This window comes from uncultured Nostoc sp. (assembly GCF_964245445.1).
In the GTDB taxonomy this organism is placed as follows: Bacteria; Cyanobacteriota; Cyanobacteriia; order Cyanobacteriales; family Nostocaceae; genus Nostoc.
This window is the reverse complement of record NZ_CAXTNE010000163.1, coordinates 1-17,983: the sequence shown is the minus strand read 5'-3', so window position 1 is coordinate 17,983 and position 17,983 is coordinate 1. Positions and strand designations below refer to the sequence as shown.

Annotated in this window: 14 protein-coding genes and 1 pseudogene; 7 read left to right on the top strand and 8 right to left on the bottom strand. The window is 40.0% G+C overall.

Features of this window, described 5'->3' with window-relative positions:
* Positions 1-736 precede the first annotated feature (736 nt).
* Together ACFE90_RS23740 and ACFE90_RS23735 are read left to right on the top strand one after the other, a co-directional pair.
* Positions 737-2,044: a glutamate-5-semialdehyde dehydrogenase gene (locus ACFE90_RS23740; protein ID WP_375504911.1), complete on the top strand. Its 1,308-nt coding sequence runs from the start codon at positions 737-739 to the stop codon at positions 2,042-2,044.
* Between the two features lie 71 nt (positions 2,045-2,115).
* Positions 2,116-2,304: a hypothetical protein gene (locus ACFE90_RS23735; protein WP_375504909.1), complete on the top strand. Its 189-nt coding sequence runs from the start codon at positions 2,116-2,118 to the stop codon at positions 2,302-2,304.
* An 81-nt stretch (positions 2,305-2,385) separates the two neighbouring features.
* On the opposite strand, the gene ACFE90_RS23730 is transcribed toward ACFE90_RS23735, so the two are convergent.
* Positions 2,386-3,132: a class I SAM-dependent methyltransferase gene (locus tag ACFE90_RS23730; RefSeq protein ID WP_375504907.1), complete on the bottom strand. Its 747-nt coding sequence runs from the start codon at positions 3,130-3,132 to the stop codon at positions 2,386-2,388.
* A 180-nt stretch (positions 3,133-3,312) separates the two neighbouring features.
* A complete protein-coding gene (locus tag ACFE90_RS23725) occupies positions 3,313-4,725 on the bottom strand; it encodes an isochorismate synthase MenF (RefSeq protein WP_375504905.1) in 1,413 nt (470 codons plus the stop codon).
* 484 nt (positions 4,726-5,209) lie between these two features.
* Between ACFE90_RS23725 and menA the strand changes: the two genes are divergently transcribed.
* The 3 genes from menA to ACFE90_RS23710 are packed head-to-tail and all read left to right on the top strand — an operon-like array spanning position 5,210 to position 8,567.
* The gene (menA, locus tag ACFE90_RS23720; protein WP_375504903.1) at positions 5,210-6,106 is read left to right on the top strand and encodes a 2-carboxy-1,4-naphthoquinone phytyltransferase; all 897 of its coding nucleotides are present in this window, start codon (positions 5,210-5,212) and stop codon (positions 6,104-6,106) included.
* A 44-nt stretch (positions 6,107-6,150) separates the two neighbouring features.
* Positions 6,151-7,179, top strand: coding sequence for an o-succinylbenzoate synthase (locus ACFE90_RS23715; protein WP_375504901.1), 1,029 nt, complete (start codon positions 6,151-6,153; stop codon positions 7,177-7,179).
* Positions 7,164-8,567, top strand: a complete 1,404-nt coding sequence (locus ACFE90_RS23710) for a 2-succinylbenzoate--CoA ligase (protein WP_375504899.1) — start codon at positions 7,164-7,166, stop codon at positions 8,565-8,567. The genes ACFE90_RS23715 and ACFE90_RS23710 overlap by 16 nt, the downstream gene beginning before the upstream one ends.
* A gap of 40 nt (positions 8,568-8,607) precedes the next feature.
* Here ACFE90_RS23710 and ACFE90_RS23705 read toward each other — a convergent pair whose 3' ends face one another.
* Positions 8,608-9,051, bottom strand: coding sequence for an acyl-CoA thioesterase (locus ACFE90_RS23705; protein ID WP_375504897.1), 444 nt, complete (start codon positions 9,049-9,051; stop codon positions 8,608-8,610).
* Positions 9,052-9,166: 115 nt separating this feature from the next.
* Here ACFE90_RS23705 and ACFE90_RS23700 point away from each other — a divergent pair, with 115 nt between their 5' ends.
* Positions 9,167-9,706 (top strand): GNAT family N-acetyltransferase, encoded by a 540-nt coding sequence (locus ACFE90_RS23700; RefSeq protein ID WP_375504895.1) that lies wholly within the window; start codon positions 9,167-9,169, stop codon positions 9,704-9,706.
* A 327-nt stretch (positions 9,707-10,033) separates the two neighbouring features.
* Here the strand turns inward: ACFE90_RS23700 and ACFE90_RS23695 are convergent, their stop codons facing one another.
* Entirely contained in the window at positions 10,034-10,810 is a 777-nt protein-coding gene (locus ACFE90_RS23695; protein ID WP_375504893.1) for a Crp/Fnr family transcriptional regulator, read from the bottom strand.
* A gap of 8 nt (positions 10,811-10,818) precedes the next feature.
* Positions 10,819-12,216, bottom strand: coding sequence for an amidase (locus tag ACFE90_RS23690; protein WP_375504891.1), 1,398 nt, complete (start codon positions 12,214-12,216; stop codon positions 10,819-10,821).
* A 430-nt stretch (positions 12,217-12,646) separates the two neighbouring features.
* On the opposite strand from ACFE90_RS23690, the gene ACFE90_RS23685 reads away from it, so the two are divergent.
* Positions 12,647-13,957, top strand: coding sequence for a hypothetical protein (locus tag ACFE90_RS23685; protein WP_375504889.1), 1,311 nt, complete (start codon positions 12,647-12,649; stop codon positions 13,955-13,957).
* A gap of 119 nt (positions 13,958-14,076) precedes the next feature.
* Here ACFE90_RS23685 and map read toward each other — a convergent pair whose 3' ends face one another.
* From map to ACFE90_RS23670, 3 genes and pseudogenes are all read right to left on the bottom strand, one after another.
* Entirely contained in the window at positions 14,077-14,904 is an 828-nt protein-coding gene (gene map / locus ACFE90_RS23680; protein ID WP_375504887.1) for a type I methionyl aminopeptidase, read from the bottom strand.
* A gap of 280 nt (positions 14,905-15,184) precedes the next feature.
* A pseudogene (locus ACFE90_RS23675) lies at positions 15,185-15,798 on the bottom strand (plastocyanin/azurin family copper-binding protein).
* A 202-nt stretch (positions 15,799-16,000) separates the two neighbouring features.
* On the bottom strand, positions 16,001-17,983 hold a 1,983-nt coding region (locus ACFE90_RS23670), incomplete at its 5' end, for a M16 family metallopeptidase (protein WP_375504885.1).

Genomic DNA, 17,983 nt, shown 5'->3' with positions numbered 1-17,983 from the left:
CGGATCGTGATGGGAAGCCAGAGAACTGAATATCACGTCTTGACAAGGGTTTCACATTAAGTTGACACCAATGGGCAAAGACAAGCCCCTATGGTAAATCTATATATATCAGGGTTTTCGTGAATTGGTATGATTTATAAGTTGCATTAAAAAAAGGAGGCAGTTTCTAATTACCTCCTGATAAATTAAAGCTTGGATGGACTGGGAAATGCTTTAACAGCAGGCTAAAAACTCAGCTAGCTGCTCAAAAACATAATCAAGACCACTCCCAGGATAATCGATCCACCGCCAAGGATGAATGACCTCTAATCCTAATTGCAATGACATAGAATCTCCTTAACATAGGAGTGGTATTTGATCCATCAATACTCAATAGATCCAGTGTTCGTCATCACAATTTCGTAAAATTCAAATACTAGCAGTATAAATTTTTACTTAAGAAAAAGACTAGAGAAACATAAATTACGATGTCTCTCTAGTCTCCGGTACGCATAAATCATTTTTAAGACTTTCAAATAAGCTCTGTAATAATACTTATAATATTTTTAGTACTGTAAGTTTAGTACCTTTAATTTGTCTGGGTTCGATAATTACAGAATAAATGTTTTGAACCAAGTTTTGCTTCACCCGATCAGACTAATCATTGATTACCCAGATGGTTCACCCGATTGGGGGAAGACAATAAGCAATGATGAACTCACATTGATAAGATGAGGAAAAGGTAAAGATTTGTACTATGACTATTGTTAACATTGCTTCTCCCCTAATTGCGATCGCAGGTCAAACCCGCCAAGCTGCAAGTAAACTAGCGATTCTCTCTACTGAGGCAAAAAATCAAGCACTTGTTGCGATCGCTCAAGCTTTAGAATCAGCTAGAGATGAAATTTTACAAGCAAATGTTGCTGATTGTAAAGCTGCTGATGCTGAAGGAATTCCCAAACCGCTTTATAAACGCTTGCAGTTGGATGAACATAAATTAAGAGATGCGATCGCTGGAGTCCGAGATGTTGGTAAGCTAGCTGATCCTATCGGTAAAGTGCAGATTCACCGCGAACTTGACACTGGTTTAATTCTGAAGCGAATTACTTGTCCTTTAGGTGTTTTGGGAATTATTTTTGAAGCACGTCCAGAGGCGGCGATTCAAATTGTTTCCTTAGCGATTAAATCGGGAAATGGTGTGATTCTCAAATGTGGAAAGGAAGCGGTACGTTCTTGTGAAGCGATAGTTAGGGCAATTAAACAAGGATTATCTCAAACTGCTGTTAACCCTGATGCGGTACACTTACTCACAACTAGAGAAGAAACTCTAGAACTTTTGAAATTAGATAAATATGTAGATTTAATTATTCCCAGAGGTTCTAATTCCTTTGTGCGCTTTGTGCAAGAAAATACACGGATTCCTGTATTAGGTCACGCCGATGGAATCTGTCATCTTTATATAGATAAAGTCGCCGATATTTCTAAAGCAGTTTTGATTACAGTAGATGCTAAGGCGCAATATCCTGCTGTTTGTAATGCAATTGAAACTTTGCTAGTTCACCAATCAATTGCTACAGAGTTTTTACCAAAAGTTGCCGATGCTTTGCAAGAACGCCATGTGGAATTAAGAGGTGATAAACGCACCTTGGAACTTTTACCTAATATCGTAGCTGCAAGAGAAATAGATTGGGAAACAGAATACAGTGATTTTATTTTGTCTATTAAAATTGTAGACTCTATAGAAGATGCGATCGCACATATTAACGAATATGGTTCTCGTCATACCGACGCGATTATTACTGAAGATTCAGCATCTGTGGAAACTTTCTTTGGATTGGTAAATTCAGCTAATATATTCCACAACTGTTCTACTAGATTTGCTGATGGTTTCCGCTATGGTTTCGGTGCAGAAGTCGGAATTAGTACGCAACAAATGCCACCGCGTGGGCCTGTTGGTTTAGAAGGATTAGTGACATACAAATATCAAATTAGTGGCGATGGTCATATTGTAGCTACTTACACTGGGGCGAATGCTAAGGCTTTTACTCATCAGGATTTAGTGTAAAACATCGTCAAAATTATATGCTCTAGTAATGCTAGAACTCCGAATTATTTTAGCAAGAAAGGTAAATCGATATGAGTGCCAACGATTTGAACAATATCTCACATACTAATTGGGAAGCATTGGAATCGATGTCAGATGACGACATTGATTATTCTGATATTCCGCCGTTAAATGATGACTTTTTCGATAAGGCGATATTGAGATTACCAGCAACTCAAGCACGGAACTTAATTCAGATTGATCCAGATGTGATAGCTTAGTTTCAATCCTAAAGTGTCGAATACAAAACACTCGTTGGCATGGTAGCTTTATTTCCACCGTGGCGTACTAGGTTTTTATGATTAACGGTGAAAACACAACAATTGTGTGGCATTGAGTGGGTTGTTATACAGGCAATCAAAGCGAGTAAAATTGTACTTTTGCGAAATTTCATTAAGAGTTTGCTGAGTTTCAGGAAAATCACTTGAAGTAATATGGTTTTCTACCATAAAATACTCTTGGGAAGTAAGTAAAGACCAGTATTTTTGTAGACTTTCTAAGTAACGTCTAAGGTAGGTTTCTCGATCTTCTCCTTCTTCACGAACAACATCAATAAGAATAAAGACACCATTAGATGTGAGGAGATTCTTTATCTGACCAATAATACAGTCCTTTTGCTCAAGACTTAAATGGTGAAGAGCAAAAGAGCTGAAAATAATATCAAAGTTATTCTGCTGACTTAACATCAATTCAGGAACCAATTGGGAAAAATCACCTTGAGTAAAGGTTGTGTCGCACTGAATCTTTGCCATGTTATCTTTAGCAATCTCCAGCGCAGGTATGGATAGGTCTATACCTTGGTAGGAAGTAATAGTGCTATTTAACAACACCTGGGCAGTAAAGCTAGCATCGCCGCATCCTAAATCAAGCATTTTAAATGGTTGTTGGAAGTAGCCAAACAGCAACTCGCGCAGTATAGAGTAAATTTCACGGTGTCCCATGTAATTCTTATCGAGTATTTTCTGGTAGAGTTTCCATTGCTCGTTAAAGAAATCTTGAGGTGGCAAAAGCCCTTCTTCAGTACTTTTAGAAAGCTTTCTATCTAACATATTGTTTATTTTCTTTAATTAAGGGTGGTGGAGCAATATTTTTCGTTGATACGGTTCTGTTAAAAACCACAATATTTTCATAGTATCCAATTAATTACCCAAACTCAACTAAGTTGCTATCTACCAGAGTGTTACTTATAGCGTTTAGCGTTTTCTAGGTCAACTCCTGGAGAATTAACTTTAAACTAACGCTTTGAGTAACGCCTGAAGTTTAAGCTGCACCTCTGCAAACTCTTTGTCAGGATCAGAACCAGCCACGATACCAGCACCAGCATACAATCTCGCGCGATCGCCATCAATCAATGCTGAACGAATTCCCACAATAAACTCGCAGTTCCCCTGAGAATCTATCCAACCCAGAGGCGCAGCATATAAACCTCTTTCAAAGTTTTCATAACGTCGAATTTCGGCACAAGCTATATCTTGTGCTGCACCAGCAACGGCTGGTGTAGGATGCAATTGGGCGACAATCTTTAATGGATGTATGTTAGGGGGAACTGTAGTGCTGATTGGTGTCCATAAATGCTGGATATTCGATAATTGTCGCAGCCGTGGTGCTAATATTTGGGGTAATAAACCTAGCTGGCATAGGCGTTGTGTAATGAAATCAAGCACCAGTGAATGTTCGTGCTTTTCTTTTTCACTATTAAGCAAGCGATTAGCATTAGCTGCATCTTCAGCAGGGGTTTTACCTCGTGGTGCAGAACCAGCTAAAGCATCAGTGATTAACTGTTGATTATTAATACTAATTAATCTTTCTGGACTTGCACCAATAAAGTTTTGTCCTTTGCCATTACTTGTAGAAAAGATATAACAATTAGGATGTATTTGCCTAAGATTATTTAAGGATTTAACTAAGTTAAAGTGGTTGCTTGATTTTACATCTAATATATCTGCGAGGACAATCTTGCTTAAATGACTAGACCTAATTTTTTCCAAAACAGAGACTACTGAACGTTTAAACCCAGTAGCATTGGTGACAGATTTTTTGTAGAACTTTGCTGGAAAACAATCAAGATTAACAGAGTAATATTCTAAAGATTGGATAAATTCAATTTTGTTTTGCAGATTATCCAATAACCTTTGAATATTTACGCTTTCATTGATAATTATATTTGTTACTAATATGCAACGCTGATTTTTAACAGCTACTTGCCAACGGGGAAGAAAGATGGTAGCAGATGGAAATGGATAATCTACTTGGGCATTTTTATCAAAAAAGCTGAAATAACAAAAAAAGTGAGGTCCAGAAAAAGGTTGATTAGCGTTACCAAAATTAATTATATTTTTTAGACGAGATTTGATAAAATATTCAGCTTGAGTAAAACGATCTGCACCATTAATCTGTAATTTTGCTACAGAATCAATTGCTGCGATCGCTTCTCCTTTACCTTTGTCCTCAAAGTAAAAATTTATTTCATTTGCTTGTGTTAGTTTATCTAATACAAGTAAAGGGTCAACTAAATCGATCTCCTGAGAGATACTGACAATTTGCCTGCAATTACTTTTGACGCACTTTTCTTGCACTGCTACCAAAAATTGATATAAATCTTTGTGTACAAAGAGGTTGTTACGACATGGTGAAACTGTCATGGATCTATAGTAAATTTTTTTTAAGTTAACTTCCTAAAGTGTAATTAATCGTGGTCGTATTTCTACAGGTAACATATTAAGTTATCATTTCACCAGCGTAGGATTTGCGTTGTTTATGGTGTTCCCAGACCCTGACAAGCCAGTTCCAGCCCAAGCCTGGAACGTGAGAGTGGAATGTTAACAACAGAAGGTTAACGAGTCACAGTCAAAGTGGCAGTTGTTTTTAGCTCATGAATATCTAGTACAGCACGGCATAAATAAAGCTACCATTCCAAACAGTTAAAAAGCCTAAATCATAAGTTTTTTGACTTTTGAATGCCAGTTGTTAACCTGCGGGAACGCTAAGAGCGAACAAGTCGGCAGAGCCGCAAGGGCGCACTGGCTCCTTTTGACTTTTGACTTTTGCAAAGCGGTACTAGCGTCTTTTTAAATTATAAAATCTCAAGTGTAAGTAATTTTCTAGCAATTTAATTAATCACGACTGATGACAACTAAGCAGATTTTATATCCCAACACTAAGTTATGGATGGCAGCGATTAAACCGCCAATGTACAGTGTTGCCATTATGCCTATTTGGGTAGGAACAGCAGTAGCATTTGCCGAAACTAAAAATTTTAATGGTACAGTATTTTCTACTTTTGTAGCTGCGGCAATCTTAATTCTTGCCTGGGAAAATATCAGTAATGATGTCTTTGATTCCGAAACAGGTATCGATCAAAATAAGCACCATTCTCTGGTTAACTTAACAGACAATAAGCCATTAATATTTTGGATAGGAAATTTGTGTTTAGGTTTGGGGTTGCTGGGCATACTAGCGATCGCCTTTTGGCAACAAGACCTAACTGTTATCGGCATCATTTTACTATGCTGTAGTTTAGGCTATATGTACCAAGGGCCTCCCTTTCGCTTAGGATATCAGGGTTTAGGCGAGATTCTTTGCTTTTTTGCCTTTGGTCCCTTAGCAGTAGAGGCAGCATACTACAGCCAAACCCAAACTTGGTCAATGACAAGTTTAGCAGTCTCAGTCATTGTCGGGATTGCCACAACCTTAATTTTATTTTGCTCACACTTTCACCAAGTTAAGGATGACATAGCGGCAGGCAAGCGATCGCCTATCGTCCGTCTAGGAACCCAAAAAGGGGCCCAACTCCTAGTTTGGTTTACTGGTAGCATTTATCCCCTCACCTTGCTATTTGTGCTATTGGGAATTTCTCCAGCTTGGACGTTATTGAGTTGGGTAAGTTTACCGTTTGCTGTCAAATTATGCCGCCATGTCCAAGAAAATCACAACCAGCCAGACAAAGTTAGTAACTGTAAATTCATCGCTGTAGCCGTGCATTTCTGGGCTTGCTTGCTGCTTGGACTGGGATTTATGCTTTAGTTGGGCATTGGACATTGGGCATTGGGGCAAAGGGAGAATGACTAATGACTAATGGCTACAGATTTGAATTTCGTCCTTATCAGCGAAGATTTGTGCGAACACTGACTACCAATCATGGTAATTGGGATATTCGTGAGGGGATTATCCTCTGGCTTACCGATGAATCAGGTAAAATCGGCTGGGGAGAAATTGCCCCCATTAGCTGGTTCGGTTCCGAAACCCTAGAACAAGCTTTAGATTTTTGTCGCCAACTTCCAAGAGAAATCACAGACGAGATAATTTTCTCCATCCCAGATGAGTTACCTGCTTGTCAATTTGGCTTTGAGTCAGCTTATGAGATGGAGAGTGGGGGAAATGAGGGAGATAATTTTATAACTCCTAACTCCTGTAGAGACGCGATTAATCGCGTCTCTACTCCTAATTCACTCTTTTACAGTGCCTTATTACCAGCTGGGGAAGCAGCTTTAAATCAATGGGAAACGTTATGGCAGCAGGGATATCACACGTTTAAGTGGAAAATTGGTGTGTATGCGATCGCTGATGAACTAGAAATTTTTGAGTCACTGATACACACCTTACCAGACTTTAGCAAACTGCGATTAGATGCCAACGCTGGACTCACCTATGAGGAAGCTAACTTATGGCTGCGGACTTGCGACAGTCTCAAGGCGAATGCAGAACTAGCTGTAGAAATTGAATTTATCGAACAACCGTTACCCGTTGAGCAATTTCAGCAGATGTTGGAATTGAGTCTGAGTTATCAAACTGCGATCGCAATAGATGAATCTGTTGCTACACTTGGGCAACTCGCCGCCTGTTATCAACAAGGTTGGCGAGGGATTTTTGTGATTAAGCCTGGGATAGTTGGATCACCATCTCGTCTGAGAAAGTTTTGTCAACAGCATAAAATTGATACTGTATTTTCATCAGTATTTGAAACTGCGATCGGTAGACTTGCAGCACTCCAGCTAGCGGCGGAATTATCCCGAAACAATAGGGCAGTTGGTTTTGGTATTGACCATTTTTTTGAACAAGAAGAAACATGGCTTCAAAGTCTATGGAACGACCTTTAAACTGTCTTAATAACCTGGCTCAAAATGATTGGCTTATTGGTTACAGTAGCCATCAATTTAATCAAATAGTTCAAGAATTATATTTACAACTAACACAATTATCAGCGTATGGAATACTACCAAAAATCATCTTAGCTGAACGCGAACCAGTACGATTTCTAGCAAGTTTCATTGCTGCTTGTGCCGCTAATTGTCCAGTTTTTCTTTGTAACCCCGACTGGGGAACACAAGAATGGCAGCAAGTCTTTGATTTAGTACAGCCAGATATTATTTGGGGAATAGAAAATAGGGAATGGGGAATAGGAAATCAGAATTGCGAAGAAATTACTATCATATCCCCCTCATCCCCCCACTCCCCATTCATCCTGATTCCCACAGGTGGTTCATCTGGGCAGATTAAATTTGCCATCCATACTTGGGAAACTCTCATCGCATCTGTACAAGGATTTACAAAATACTTTCAACTAAAACAAGTCAATTCTTTTTGTGTATTACCGCTATATCACGTTAGCGGTTTAATGCAATTTATGCGCTCCTTTACCACCGGGGGTAAACTGGCTATTCTGCCATTCAAAGCAGTAGAAACAGGTCAAATATTCAATATTAAACAATCAGAATTTTTAATATCTTTAGTGCCAACACAGTTACAAAGACTCCTACAAAATTCCGGATTAACTCAATGGCTATCCCAATTTAATACTGTACTTCTGGGAGGTGCGCCAGCATGGAACGAACTATTTGAAAAAGCCAGATTTCATCGTATCCGGTTAGCGCCTACTTATGGCATGACTGAAACAGCCTCTCAAATTGCTACCCTCAAACCAGATGATTTTCTCAGTGGTAAAATTAGTAGTGGTCAAATTCTTCCCCATGCAAAAGTAACTATTCACAATCAGCAAGGCGAGATTTTAAATTCCAATCAAATCGGAAATATTACCATTCAGGCTCAATCTTTAGCCCTTGGCTACTATCCTATAACCAGAGAAAATCAAGCTGATTTCCAAGTAGATGATTTAGGTTTTTTAGACAAGCAAGGTCATTTAAATATTGTCGGACGTAACAGCGACAAAATTATTACAGGTGGAGAAAATATTTACCCAGCAGAGATTGAATCAGCTATACAAGCAACTCAATTGGTTGCTGATATTTGTGTCATCGGCATCCCAGATAAACATTGGGGACAAGCCTTAACAGCGATTTATATTCCCAAAAAATCAAATACCTCTGCCTTAAAAATTCAAACCCTACTCAAAGACAAACTCAGCAAATTTAAAATTCCTAAATATTGGATTCCCCAGCAAAACCTACCTCGCAACTCCCAAGGTAAAATTAACCGCCAACAATTACAGCAAATAGCCAGAGAATTCCTCCAAAATCCCATCACATAATGTCTCTCGACTTTCTTCTCTCTGCGCCGCGCCAGTTGCTTCAACGGGGGGAACCCCCGCAACGCACTGGCTTCTCTGCGTCTGGGCGGTTCGTTTCCAACCACTGAACTATCTCGTTAGGTAATTCCTGCTTACTTCTACTACTTGCATCAATACAAACATGCCTGGTAATAGCCTTAGCAACTACCATCTCAGCCACTGTAATTTCGTAAGTAATTTCAAACTTATCACCACTTATTTTTTGGGGAATTAAACTAATTAGTAACTTGTCTCCCCCAAACAAAGGGCGCAAAAAATCGACACTAGCATGAACAATGGGGAAAGCTACAGATGGATTAGTAAAAAAATCTTTGAGATTAATACTTGATGCTTCTAGAGATTCTTCATAAGCTTCATGGCAAATACCCAAAACATTAGCAAAATAAACTACCCCAGCAGCATCAGTATCTTGAAAGCGAACCGTGCGGTTATAAGTAAAAGGCATTTTTGACAATTAATATTAAAAAAACAGCAGGTTTCTCGCCTGCTCTACAAACTAATTTTATTTTAACTAAGTATTTTACCAGAAGCGATCGCTAAGTTGCGTATAAAGAAAAGACATGATCTTAGAAACACACCGCTTGCTAATGCGTGACTTTGTAGAGGAAGACTGGCAAGCGGTTTTTACCTATCAATCCGATCCTTTGTACTTGCGTTACAACTATTGGACGCATCGCACACAAAAGGATGTTTGTGAATTTGTCCAGATGTTTATTGGTCAGCAAAAAGAGCAACCTAGAACAAAGTTTCAGTTAGCTATTATCCTCAAAGCAGAAAATCAGCTTATTGGTAATTGTGGTATCCGTGTAAACGACCCGGAAATGCAAGAAGCAAATATCGGCTATGAATTAAACACTCAGTATTGGGGACAAGGTTATGCAACAGAAGCAGCACAAGCCATTTTAAAGTTCGGCTTTGAAGAACTAGGAATGCATCGTATCTGGTCTTGCTGTGTTGTACAGAATCTTGCTTCTGTAAGGGTCTTAGAAAAAATTGGTATGCGTCGTGAGGGTCATCTGCGGGAAAAAGAATTAATCAAAGGCAGATGGTACGACAATTTTATTTACGCTATCCTTGACCACGAGTGGAAAGCAAAGTAATACTGCTTCTATGAGCTACCTCAGAGACAATATCCTAAATTGCTGATAAATTGGGGGTAAGACAACTTCAGAGGGTCATAGACATGACTAACACTATCCTCAATTTCTAAACAGCTACCGGACATGAAATTTTAGCAGCAGGTAAAAAATATCTTCGTCCTGGTGGACGAATAACTACGGATAAATTATTTCAGTGGGTAAACTTTCAGCCTGGAGAGACAGTTTTAGAGCTAGGTTCTTGGCAAAAAGCGATCACGGCTCTATGTTTAGTTTTAGTTGTCGCTGCACGCGAAGAAGATAGAGCAACTGTAGCAGTCTGATAACTATTTACGAAAAATTAACCTTGTGAAACCTGCGGAGGCAGGTTTTCTCTGTGTAACCGCCAATTGTATTCGTCAGATGCTCTAATCTATATCTCCAGAAGCGATCCGCATCCAATTTATCCGCATCAAGTATTGTAATCGTCCCACCCCGACTATAGGCAATTACTGGTTTGAGACTTTTAATTAACCGCACACATTCTTCGTAAGTAATGCCGCTACTTCGAGCCATGCGATAATAAGATAATTTGACTTTTAAACACTCACCTTGTGAAGTTGATTCAGTTCCCGATTCAGCAGCAAAATATTGAATTAATCTGGCAAGGCGAACAATAGCTCTTTCAGAAACTAATCCGTGGACTGTTTCATGTAATTGCTGAATCCGACTGTTAAAAACCATCAGCATTCGTAATGCAATTTCAGGATTTTTCCCAATAGCTTTTAATAAAGCATCTTGCTCTACAGTGAGTATTTCACAATCAGATTCAGCAGTCACAGTTGCCGGAGAAATTCCATTTCCTAACATTGCAGGAGCCGCAAAAATTTCTCCAGCAGCTAAGGCGCGGAGAATCGTTTCCTTCCCCGTCATTGCTGTTTTGGTAACTTGAATTGCTCCAGTGGCAACAGCATAGAGTTTTGCTGGTAAGACATCGCCCTCATGCAGAATAATCTCTCCTTTGCGATACCGTTGCACCTGAGTATCAGGTTGCAAATTTACTTTGTCTGCTGTTTCTAAACCTGCAAACACAATTATTTGTGAAAGTTGTTCCAGGGATGCCTGCATGATTAGCCCTATATTGCAAAGGCTGGACGATGATCAATCCAAGGGTTAGCTGCTTCTAATTGTGCTGCTAGGCTGATGAGTGTGGCTTCAGCAGCAGGTTTACCAATTAGCTGCACACTCATGGGCAAACCATTACTATCAAAACCTACAGGAATTGCGATCGCAGGTTGTCCAGTTGCATTCGCAGGCGGACAAGGCGCAACCCACTCAATAATATTTTGGAATGTCTCTTCTAGACTCAGAGAAGCCCATTCCCCAACGCGGATAGGTGAATGTAAATAAACTGGTAATATCAGCACATCTACAGTATCGAAAAACGCTACAATTTGCCGTGCCACTATCTGCATTTGAGAAACTGCTTGCAGGTACTGGGCAACAGAACCTGTGCGTGCAAATAACCAGCGATTCACTGGCTGCAAGGCTTCAACAGGAAGTCCTGATGCAGCTATCCCAGCTTGCCAGACGATTTGAAATGGTTCAACTAAACCACTAAAATCTGGAGATTTCTGTTCAACTTGGTGGCCGAGTTGTTCTAATAACTCAACTGTTTGGCGGACAGCTTGCTGACAGTTAGCGTCAGCTTCTCCTAAAGGCAAAATGCTAGTGTCAAAAGCAATTCGTAAAGCACCGAGTTTTATCTGAGTAGCGGCGAAAAATGATGGTTCGGGATCTGGCAACCAGTAAGGATCGCCTGTTGTATAGCCAGAGATGGCATCCAAAAGAGCAGCAGCATCAGCCACAGTCCGGGCGATCGGGCCGTTGACGGCGATTCCAGCGAGGCGTTCGCCTACGGGTGCTTTACTCACTCTGCCCCTAGATGGCTTAATTCCCACCAAACCACAACAAGCCGCAGGCCCCCGAATTGAGCCACCGCCATCTGAACCTTGAGCGATCGCACACAATCCCCCTGCTACCGCCGCCCCCGCCCCACCACTGGAACCGCCAGGAGTGTATTCTAAATTCCACGGATTTCTAGCTGGAGGAAAACCCATAGGTTCACTGTATGGAAACGAACCCAATTCAGAAGTGGCTGTTTTACCGAGAATAGTAAACCCAGCTTGCTTAATCCGCGTCACAACCCCATCATCATAATTAGGGATATTGTTCAGTAATGCTGGATTTCCATAAGTACAGGTAACACCTGCTACAGCAGTGAGGTCTTTAATGGAAATCGGCACACCAAAAAACGGCGGTAGTTCTGAAGTAGTTGTCAATAATTCTGTTTTGGCTTTAGCATCTGCGATCGCCTGTTCTGCCGTCACCGTAAAATAGCTTCCTAATTGGGGATTCAACTGCCCAATCCGTTCTAAATATATTTCCACTAACTCTAGCGGTGATACTTCCCGGCGACGAATTAACTGCGCCAACTCTAGTGCTGGGGTAAATGCTAAATCAACTTCATTCATAGGTTAGTGAATGGGTAGTTTTGGCTTTATCTGGGATTTTGAAACTTAAATTGTTACTTTAGCAGGATTTCCGGGAACTATACATTTTGTAGCTACTGAGATTTGCCACCCAAGGAAGAGGCAGGGGACAAGGAGAATTGCGGACAAAAAGAAAGACTTGTTGCAAGTTCTCACCTCTTGTCACCTTGTCCCCTTGTCTCCCCTGCTCCCTACTCTTTTTCAAGCCATTTTAATTGTTTCGCATAAACTTTCAACAAATCCCTAAGGGGTATTTATGGCTAACCTAGAAATACTTGTTAGTGAATTGCCAACACTGATTCAGAGCCTAAAACTGACTATTGGCGATTCTAATCAAATCATGGAGCAAATTATCCTGATCAATAATGCTCAGGAACAACTACGAAATATTAAGAAATTAATTGCTCAGGAATTGAAATTTGAGAATATTAAAAGTTCTGCGATCGCTACACTTCCTCGAATAGGTACTGTAGCTAGTTTGTTTATACCTAGTCTGGGATTAGTAGATCCTGCGATCATAGAAAAATTTGGTCACTCAAAAACTAAAATTTCATTAACTGAACTACAATTAAAAATTGATGGCTGGATTGAATGGGGTTATTTTTTGCAGGCAATAGCTACTGATATTCTCAGTGATGTTCCGTTTGTAAATCAACTAAATTCTGATATTAATCATCTAAGCATACGCACAAAATTTCAGATTATTGCTGAAAATTTAAAAAATAACTTATTATTTGAAGATTTAAATTTTTTAGAACGTCAAATTCAAAAAGTTAGCAATTCTCAAAATGAATTATTAGAACTAAAACAGAAGTTAAATTATGTTTTTAATACAATTAAAAATAGCCGTAGTTTATTAAATATTTTATTAGGTGTGTCTGCTTTCTGCGGAAAATCTGGTTTCGCCTTAGAGTGGTTAGATGATGACCACGAATTAATTATATCGAGCGATGGTAAATTTCAAGAATTAACAGACATTCTCAATGATTGTGATTATTTCCAAGAACAAATTGCTGCTTTAATCATCCAGGGTGACACTTTAAGGGAACAAGCAGAACAAGCCATAAAAAAGATTGAACAAGAAAGTAGTAAAGAGCCAATTATTACCCAGGATGTAGAAATAGTAACAAAGTTTTCGACACAAAAAATAGTAGGTTCGGCTTTGTTCATAGCCTCAAGTTTACTAATATTGGGTTTTGGTGGTTGGAAAATTAGAGAGCAAAGTCTACAATTGCAGCAGATAAGTCTAAGTTTAACTCAAGAAGAGAGTGCGAACGCAAAGTTTAAATCTGCTCAAAAACTTGGTATAAAAGCTGCTTCTCTGGTTCAAAAACCACCGCATCCTCTAAAAGTTTGGCAACAAGCAGAAAACAAATGGTATCAGGCAATAATTTTGTTAGATAGTATTCCTAATGAAACATCAGTTTCTGATCGAGCAAAGAAGAAATTGGCTTACTATCAAATTAACTATAAATCTATCAGTCAAAGAGTCTTAGTTGAAAAGCAAGCCTTAGCAAACTTAGAATTAGCTCAAAAACTAGCAATAGAAGCTAATTTATTTGTAAAAAATTCAGCTTACTCGCTACCAATTCGTCGGCAAGCACTAGAGAAATGGGAGCAAGCAATCAATTTATTAGAAGCGATTCCAGAAAGTACATTTGTCTCTATACAAGCTAAAGAAACGCTTACTATTTATAAAACTAACTATGCGGCGATCAGATAAATATAGCGTTTATCGCTCAGATGAGTGTCAAGTTTCCATTGATGGGTAAGGTAAGTTCGTAGTAAGGACTTTAGTCCTTGTTTTCTAAATACTGAAGTGCTTACTACAAACACGAACAATTACAGCTTAGAACGGTCAGTCAAAATCTCATAACCAGTCTCTGTCACCAATACTGTATGCTCAAACTGAGCCGACAAAGAATTATCCACAGTGACTGCTGTCCAACGGTCAGATAATGTCCGGGTGTGTCTAGAACCCGCATTTAAAATTGGCTCAATTGCCAGCGTCATCCCCGCACGGAGTTTAACATTTGGCATCTCGCGGGTACGGTAGTTGAATACTGAAGGTTCTTCGTGCAAGTTACGCCCGACACCGTGTCCAGTGAATTCTTCGACTATACTAAAGCCGTTAGATTTCACATGATCTTCAATTGCTCCAGCTAAGTCAAGCAGGTATACACCAGCCTTAACTTGCTCAATCCCCTTATATAAAGCTTCTTCTGCTACGCGAATTAATTTAGCAGCTTCTTGCGTCACTTCACCGACAGCAATTGAAATGCAAGAATCACCATGAAAGCCTTGGTAATAAGCGCCCGTATCTACCTTTAATACATCCCCCACCCGAATTACTTTTTTGGGACTAGGAATACCATGCACTGCTTCATTGTTAATGCTGGAGCAAATAGAACCTGGAAAACCGTGGTATCCTTTAAAACTAGGTGTTGCACCCATTTCGCGGATGCGTTTTTCTGCATAAGCATCCAAATCAGCCGTGGTCATTCCTGGCTTTACTAGCTCAGAAATTTCTTTTAGGACAGTTGCCACAATTGTCGCTGATTGCCGCATGATTTCAATTTCACGCGGCGATTTAATTTCAATTCCTCGGCGTTGCTTTTTCGATGTTGCAGGCTGAGTTGTTTGAGGAAGTAAGTTACTGAAAATGTTCATGGTAAATTAATAATTACTGGTGGCTTTGGGGCTGAAGTATTAATGCTTTCTCTAGATTACTTGAGAAATAATATCTATAATTTAAGTTATTTTAATCCCTGATAGGGATTCTTCAATTTTAACCGCTAACGTATATATAATAACATATTCGCCTACTCCTGATATGTTGGGCTTGAATCAAAATCGCCATAACTTATTATTCGCTGCACACTATGGGACTGAGATAAATTATCTTTAATTGAAACATTAGATCCCTGTCAAATACTGAGTCAAATAATTTTTAATTCTTGATGGCAATTTCTCCAGTCATACCTGCTTCGGTATGTCCCGGTATTGGACAACGCAAGCCATAAGTGCCAGATTTCAGGGGCACAAATACCCATTCTGCTTCAGCACCCGGCTTGAGTTCTAGTTCGTGAATGGCTCCTTTGATTTCTACTTTGCCTGCTTGGACTTTTTGTGTCCAGATGCCATCAGCAAAATCTTTAGCAGTAAAATAGTGCTTCAGTTGGCTGGCATTGGTAAGCCGTAGTTGATAGCGTTTGCCAGCCTCAAATTCCAAATGATTTGGCTCAAACTTGAGTTCGTTGGCTGAATTACCCAAGCTATAGCAAGCGACTGGGGACTGGGTGAAAAGTCTTTTTGTGTCTAAGTTTTTTCATCTGTTGATGTCCTAACCACCAAGGCTTTTGCTATAACTGTAATTTCTGTAGCTGGTTGCTTGAGTAAATCCCCAGACAAATTTGCCGCCATTGCTGGAGTAGCAGCGATGAAATTTAAGCTTAAGAACAACGTTAATATCACGTAGTTCCGCTGTAAAATTTGCAGCCAAGCAGTAATAGGGAAAGTAAGAGATGCAATTACAATTTGATATAAATGGTTGTAAATTTTCATTGGTAGTTCTCAAAAGGCAATGCTATTAATAGATAGCGGGAAAACCACTTTACCCATTCTTTATATTATCCATGCCTAATGCCCATCTCTACTACTGGTCAAGTTTAAATTGATGGGTAAGGAGTTTGTAGTAAGGACTTTTTTCCTTGTTTTTTAAGCACTAAAGTGTTTACTACAAACCCTCAATAGCTTGGACATTGTACTACCTAATGCTTTTCTCTGCTAACACAGACGGGCCAGCAGTAACGACTACGATTTGATCTGGGTGGAGTAACTCACGAGCCGCTTGATTAACTTGGGTAAGGGTGACTTTCTGGATTTTGTCAGTGAAAGAGTGCAATTCTTCTTTATCTAGTCCATACACCTCATTCATCAGAATTCTATCTGTTAATTCCTCTGGGTTTGCCAGGGAAACGTTGTAGTTGCTGATGAGAGTACGTTTAGCTGTTTCTACTTCTAGTGCAGTGACACCTTGTTGATGGATTTGCTGTAGTATTTGGCGGGTGTTAGCGATCGCTTTACTGCTATCTTCAGGACTAGTTTGCATTTCTATCAAAAATGTGCCTGCATTCTTCCCGGCTTGGAAGGAGCTATAAATTCCATAGCTCAAACCTTGGCGATCGCGCACTTCTGCACCTAGTCTACTAGATAAGGTATCGCCTCCCAAAATCTGGTTCAATATTAAGGCTGCGTGAAACCGAGGATCATAACGGTTAATACCTGTGTAACCCATATATGTTACAGCTTGGGCTTTACCTGGTAAAACTGGGTTGACACTGACTATCTTCTGTGGCATTGACACCGGGGGATATTTTAATGTCGATGCTTGACCGCTAACTTCCCAGTTACCAAACTCATTTTTAATCAGCGATCGCACTTTGTCTAGATCAAAATCTCCCACTAGCGCCAACACTGTCGTGTCTGGACGATAATGTTTAGCTTTGAAATCAATCACATCCTGGCGCTGAATCTGCTGTAAACTCTCCTCTGTAGGAAAAGTATGTAAGGGATGTTTTTTCGGGTAAATTGACTGAACAAATATTCTTCTGGCTACTTCTGATGGCTCATCTAATTCCTGTTGTAAGTCAGTTAAAGTTTGTTGGCGATGCAATTCCAACTCTTTGACCGGAAAGGTACTATTTTTAACAACATCTGCCAATATCTCAAGGAGTATTGGCAAATCAAGAGCTAAACTATCACCCACGATATGCACACCTTCGCGGTTGGCGTGAAAGTCGAGACTCGCCCCTCGTTCTGCCAAGAGTTTGGCAATAGTTAAGTCATCCTTGCTATTAGTGCCATTTAGCAAATTCTCTGCCACAAAAGCAGCCAATCCAGCTTTATTATCTGGATCAAATTCCGTCCCAGCTTGAATGTGTCCGCTCAAGGTAACGGTGGGAGTACTATGATCTCTTAACAGTAATAACCGCAGTCCGTTAGTAAATTTGAATTCCTGTGGCAATACTTGGACAATTGCATCTGTAGCCAAATCCACAGGCGGTAAGTACTTCATCACCTCAGAAGGAAGCACAGGTACGCCAGGAGAAAAATTCTCTGTAGTTTGGGCTGAGTCTGGTTTATCACCAACCCCTGTTATCCGCTTGTGGGTTGGTTCAAAAAAGCCTACTGTCTTGGCTCCTTTTGTGAGATATTTGTTAATCACAGCGACAATATCCGTCGGCTTTACCAGACGGACAGCTGCCAAATAGCGGTCTGTGTAGCGATAATCACCAACTGTTGTCTCATCAGTGCCCAAGCGCATTGCCTGAGAGGTAATATCACGGTTACTCAAAATTACATCTGCTGTTAATTGGGTTTTGGCTCGTTCTACTTCTTCAGAGGTCACGCCTTTTTCTGCTACATTAGCGATCGCACTACTCAACACTGAGTCAATTTTTTTCAAATCTTGTTTAGAACCAGCCGTCACCAACACCTCATACCAGCCAGATTCTCGCAAACTAGTAACAGAGGCTGTAACCTCACTAGCTAAACCTGATTCTACCAATGCCTGATAAAGTCTAGAATTCCGTCCCTCACTCAAGATGTAATCCATTACATCCAGCGCAGGCACATCTGGTTGATTTGCATCCGGTAGCGGATACACAACTTGTAACAGCCGCCCTGCTCCCGGTTCTCGCAATACGATGGGAGTGCTGAGTGATGGAGATGAGGGAGAAATAACTCC

Excerpts from the sequence above, each read along its gene's own strand:
- ACFE90_RS23725 (WP_375504905.1), bottom strand. The coding sequence starts at position 4,725 with ATGACAGTTTCACCATGTCGTAACAACCTCTTTGTACACAAAGATTTA.
- ACFE90_RS23700 (WP_375504895.1), top strand. The coding sequence starts at position 9,167 with ATGATCTTAGAAACACACCGCTTGCTAATGCGTGACTTTGTAGAGGAA.
- ACFE90_RS23730 (WP_375504907.1), bottom strand. The coding sequence starts at position 3,132 with ATGTTAGATAGAAAGCTTTCTAAAAGTACTGAAGAAGGGCTTTTGCCA.
- ACFE90_RS23740 (WP_375504911.1), top strand. The coding sequence starts at position 737 with ATGACTATTGTTAACATTGCTTCTCCCCTAATTGCGATCGCAGGTCAA.
- ACFE90_RS23690 (WP_375504891.1), bottom strand. The coding sequence starts at position 12,216 with ATGAATGAAGTTGATTTAGCATTTACCCCAGCACTAGAGTTGGCGCAG.
- ACFE90_RS23715 (WP_375504901.1), top strand. The coding sequence starts at position 6,151 with ATGACTAATGGCTACAGATTTGAATTTCGTCCTTATCAGCGAAGATTT.
- ACFE90_RS23695 (WP_375504893.1), bottom strand. The coding sequence starts at position 10,810 with ATGCAGGCATCCCTGGAACAACTTTCACAAATAATTGTGTTTGCAGGT.
- ACFE90_RS23710 (WP_375504899.1), top strand. The coding sequence starts at position 7,164 with ATGGAACGACCTTTAAACTGTCTTAATAACCTGGCTCAAAATGATTGG.
- ACFE90_RS23735 (WP_375504909.1), top strand. The coding sequence starts at position 2,116 with ATGAGTGCCAACGATTTGAACAATATCTCACATACTAATTGGGAAGCA.
- menA (WP_375504903.1), top strand. The coding sequence starts at position 5,210 with ATGACAACTAAGCAGATTTTATATCCCAACACTAAGTTATGGATGGCA.
- map (WP_375504887.1), bottom strand. The coding sequence starts at position 14,904 with ATGAACATTTTCAGTAACTTACTTCCTCAAACAACTCAGCCTGCAACA.
- ACFE90_RS23705 (WP_375504897.1), bottom strand. The coding sequence starts at position 9,051 with ATGCCTTTTACTTATAACCGCACGGTTCGCTTTCAAGATACTGATGCT.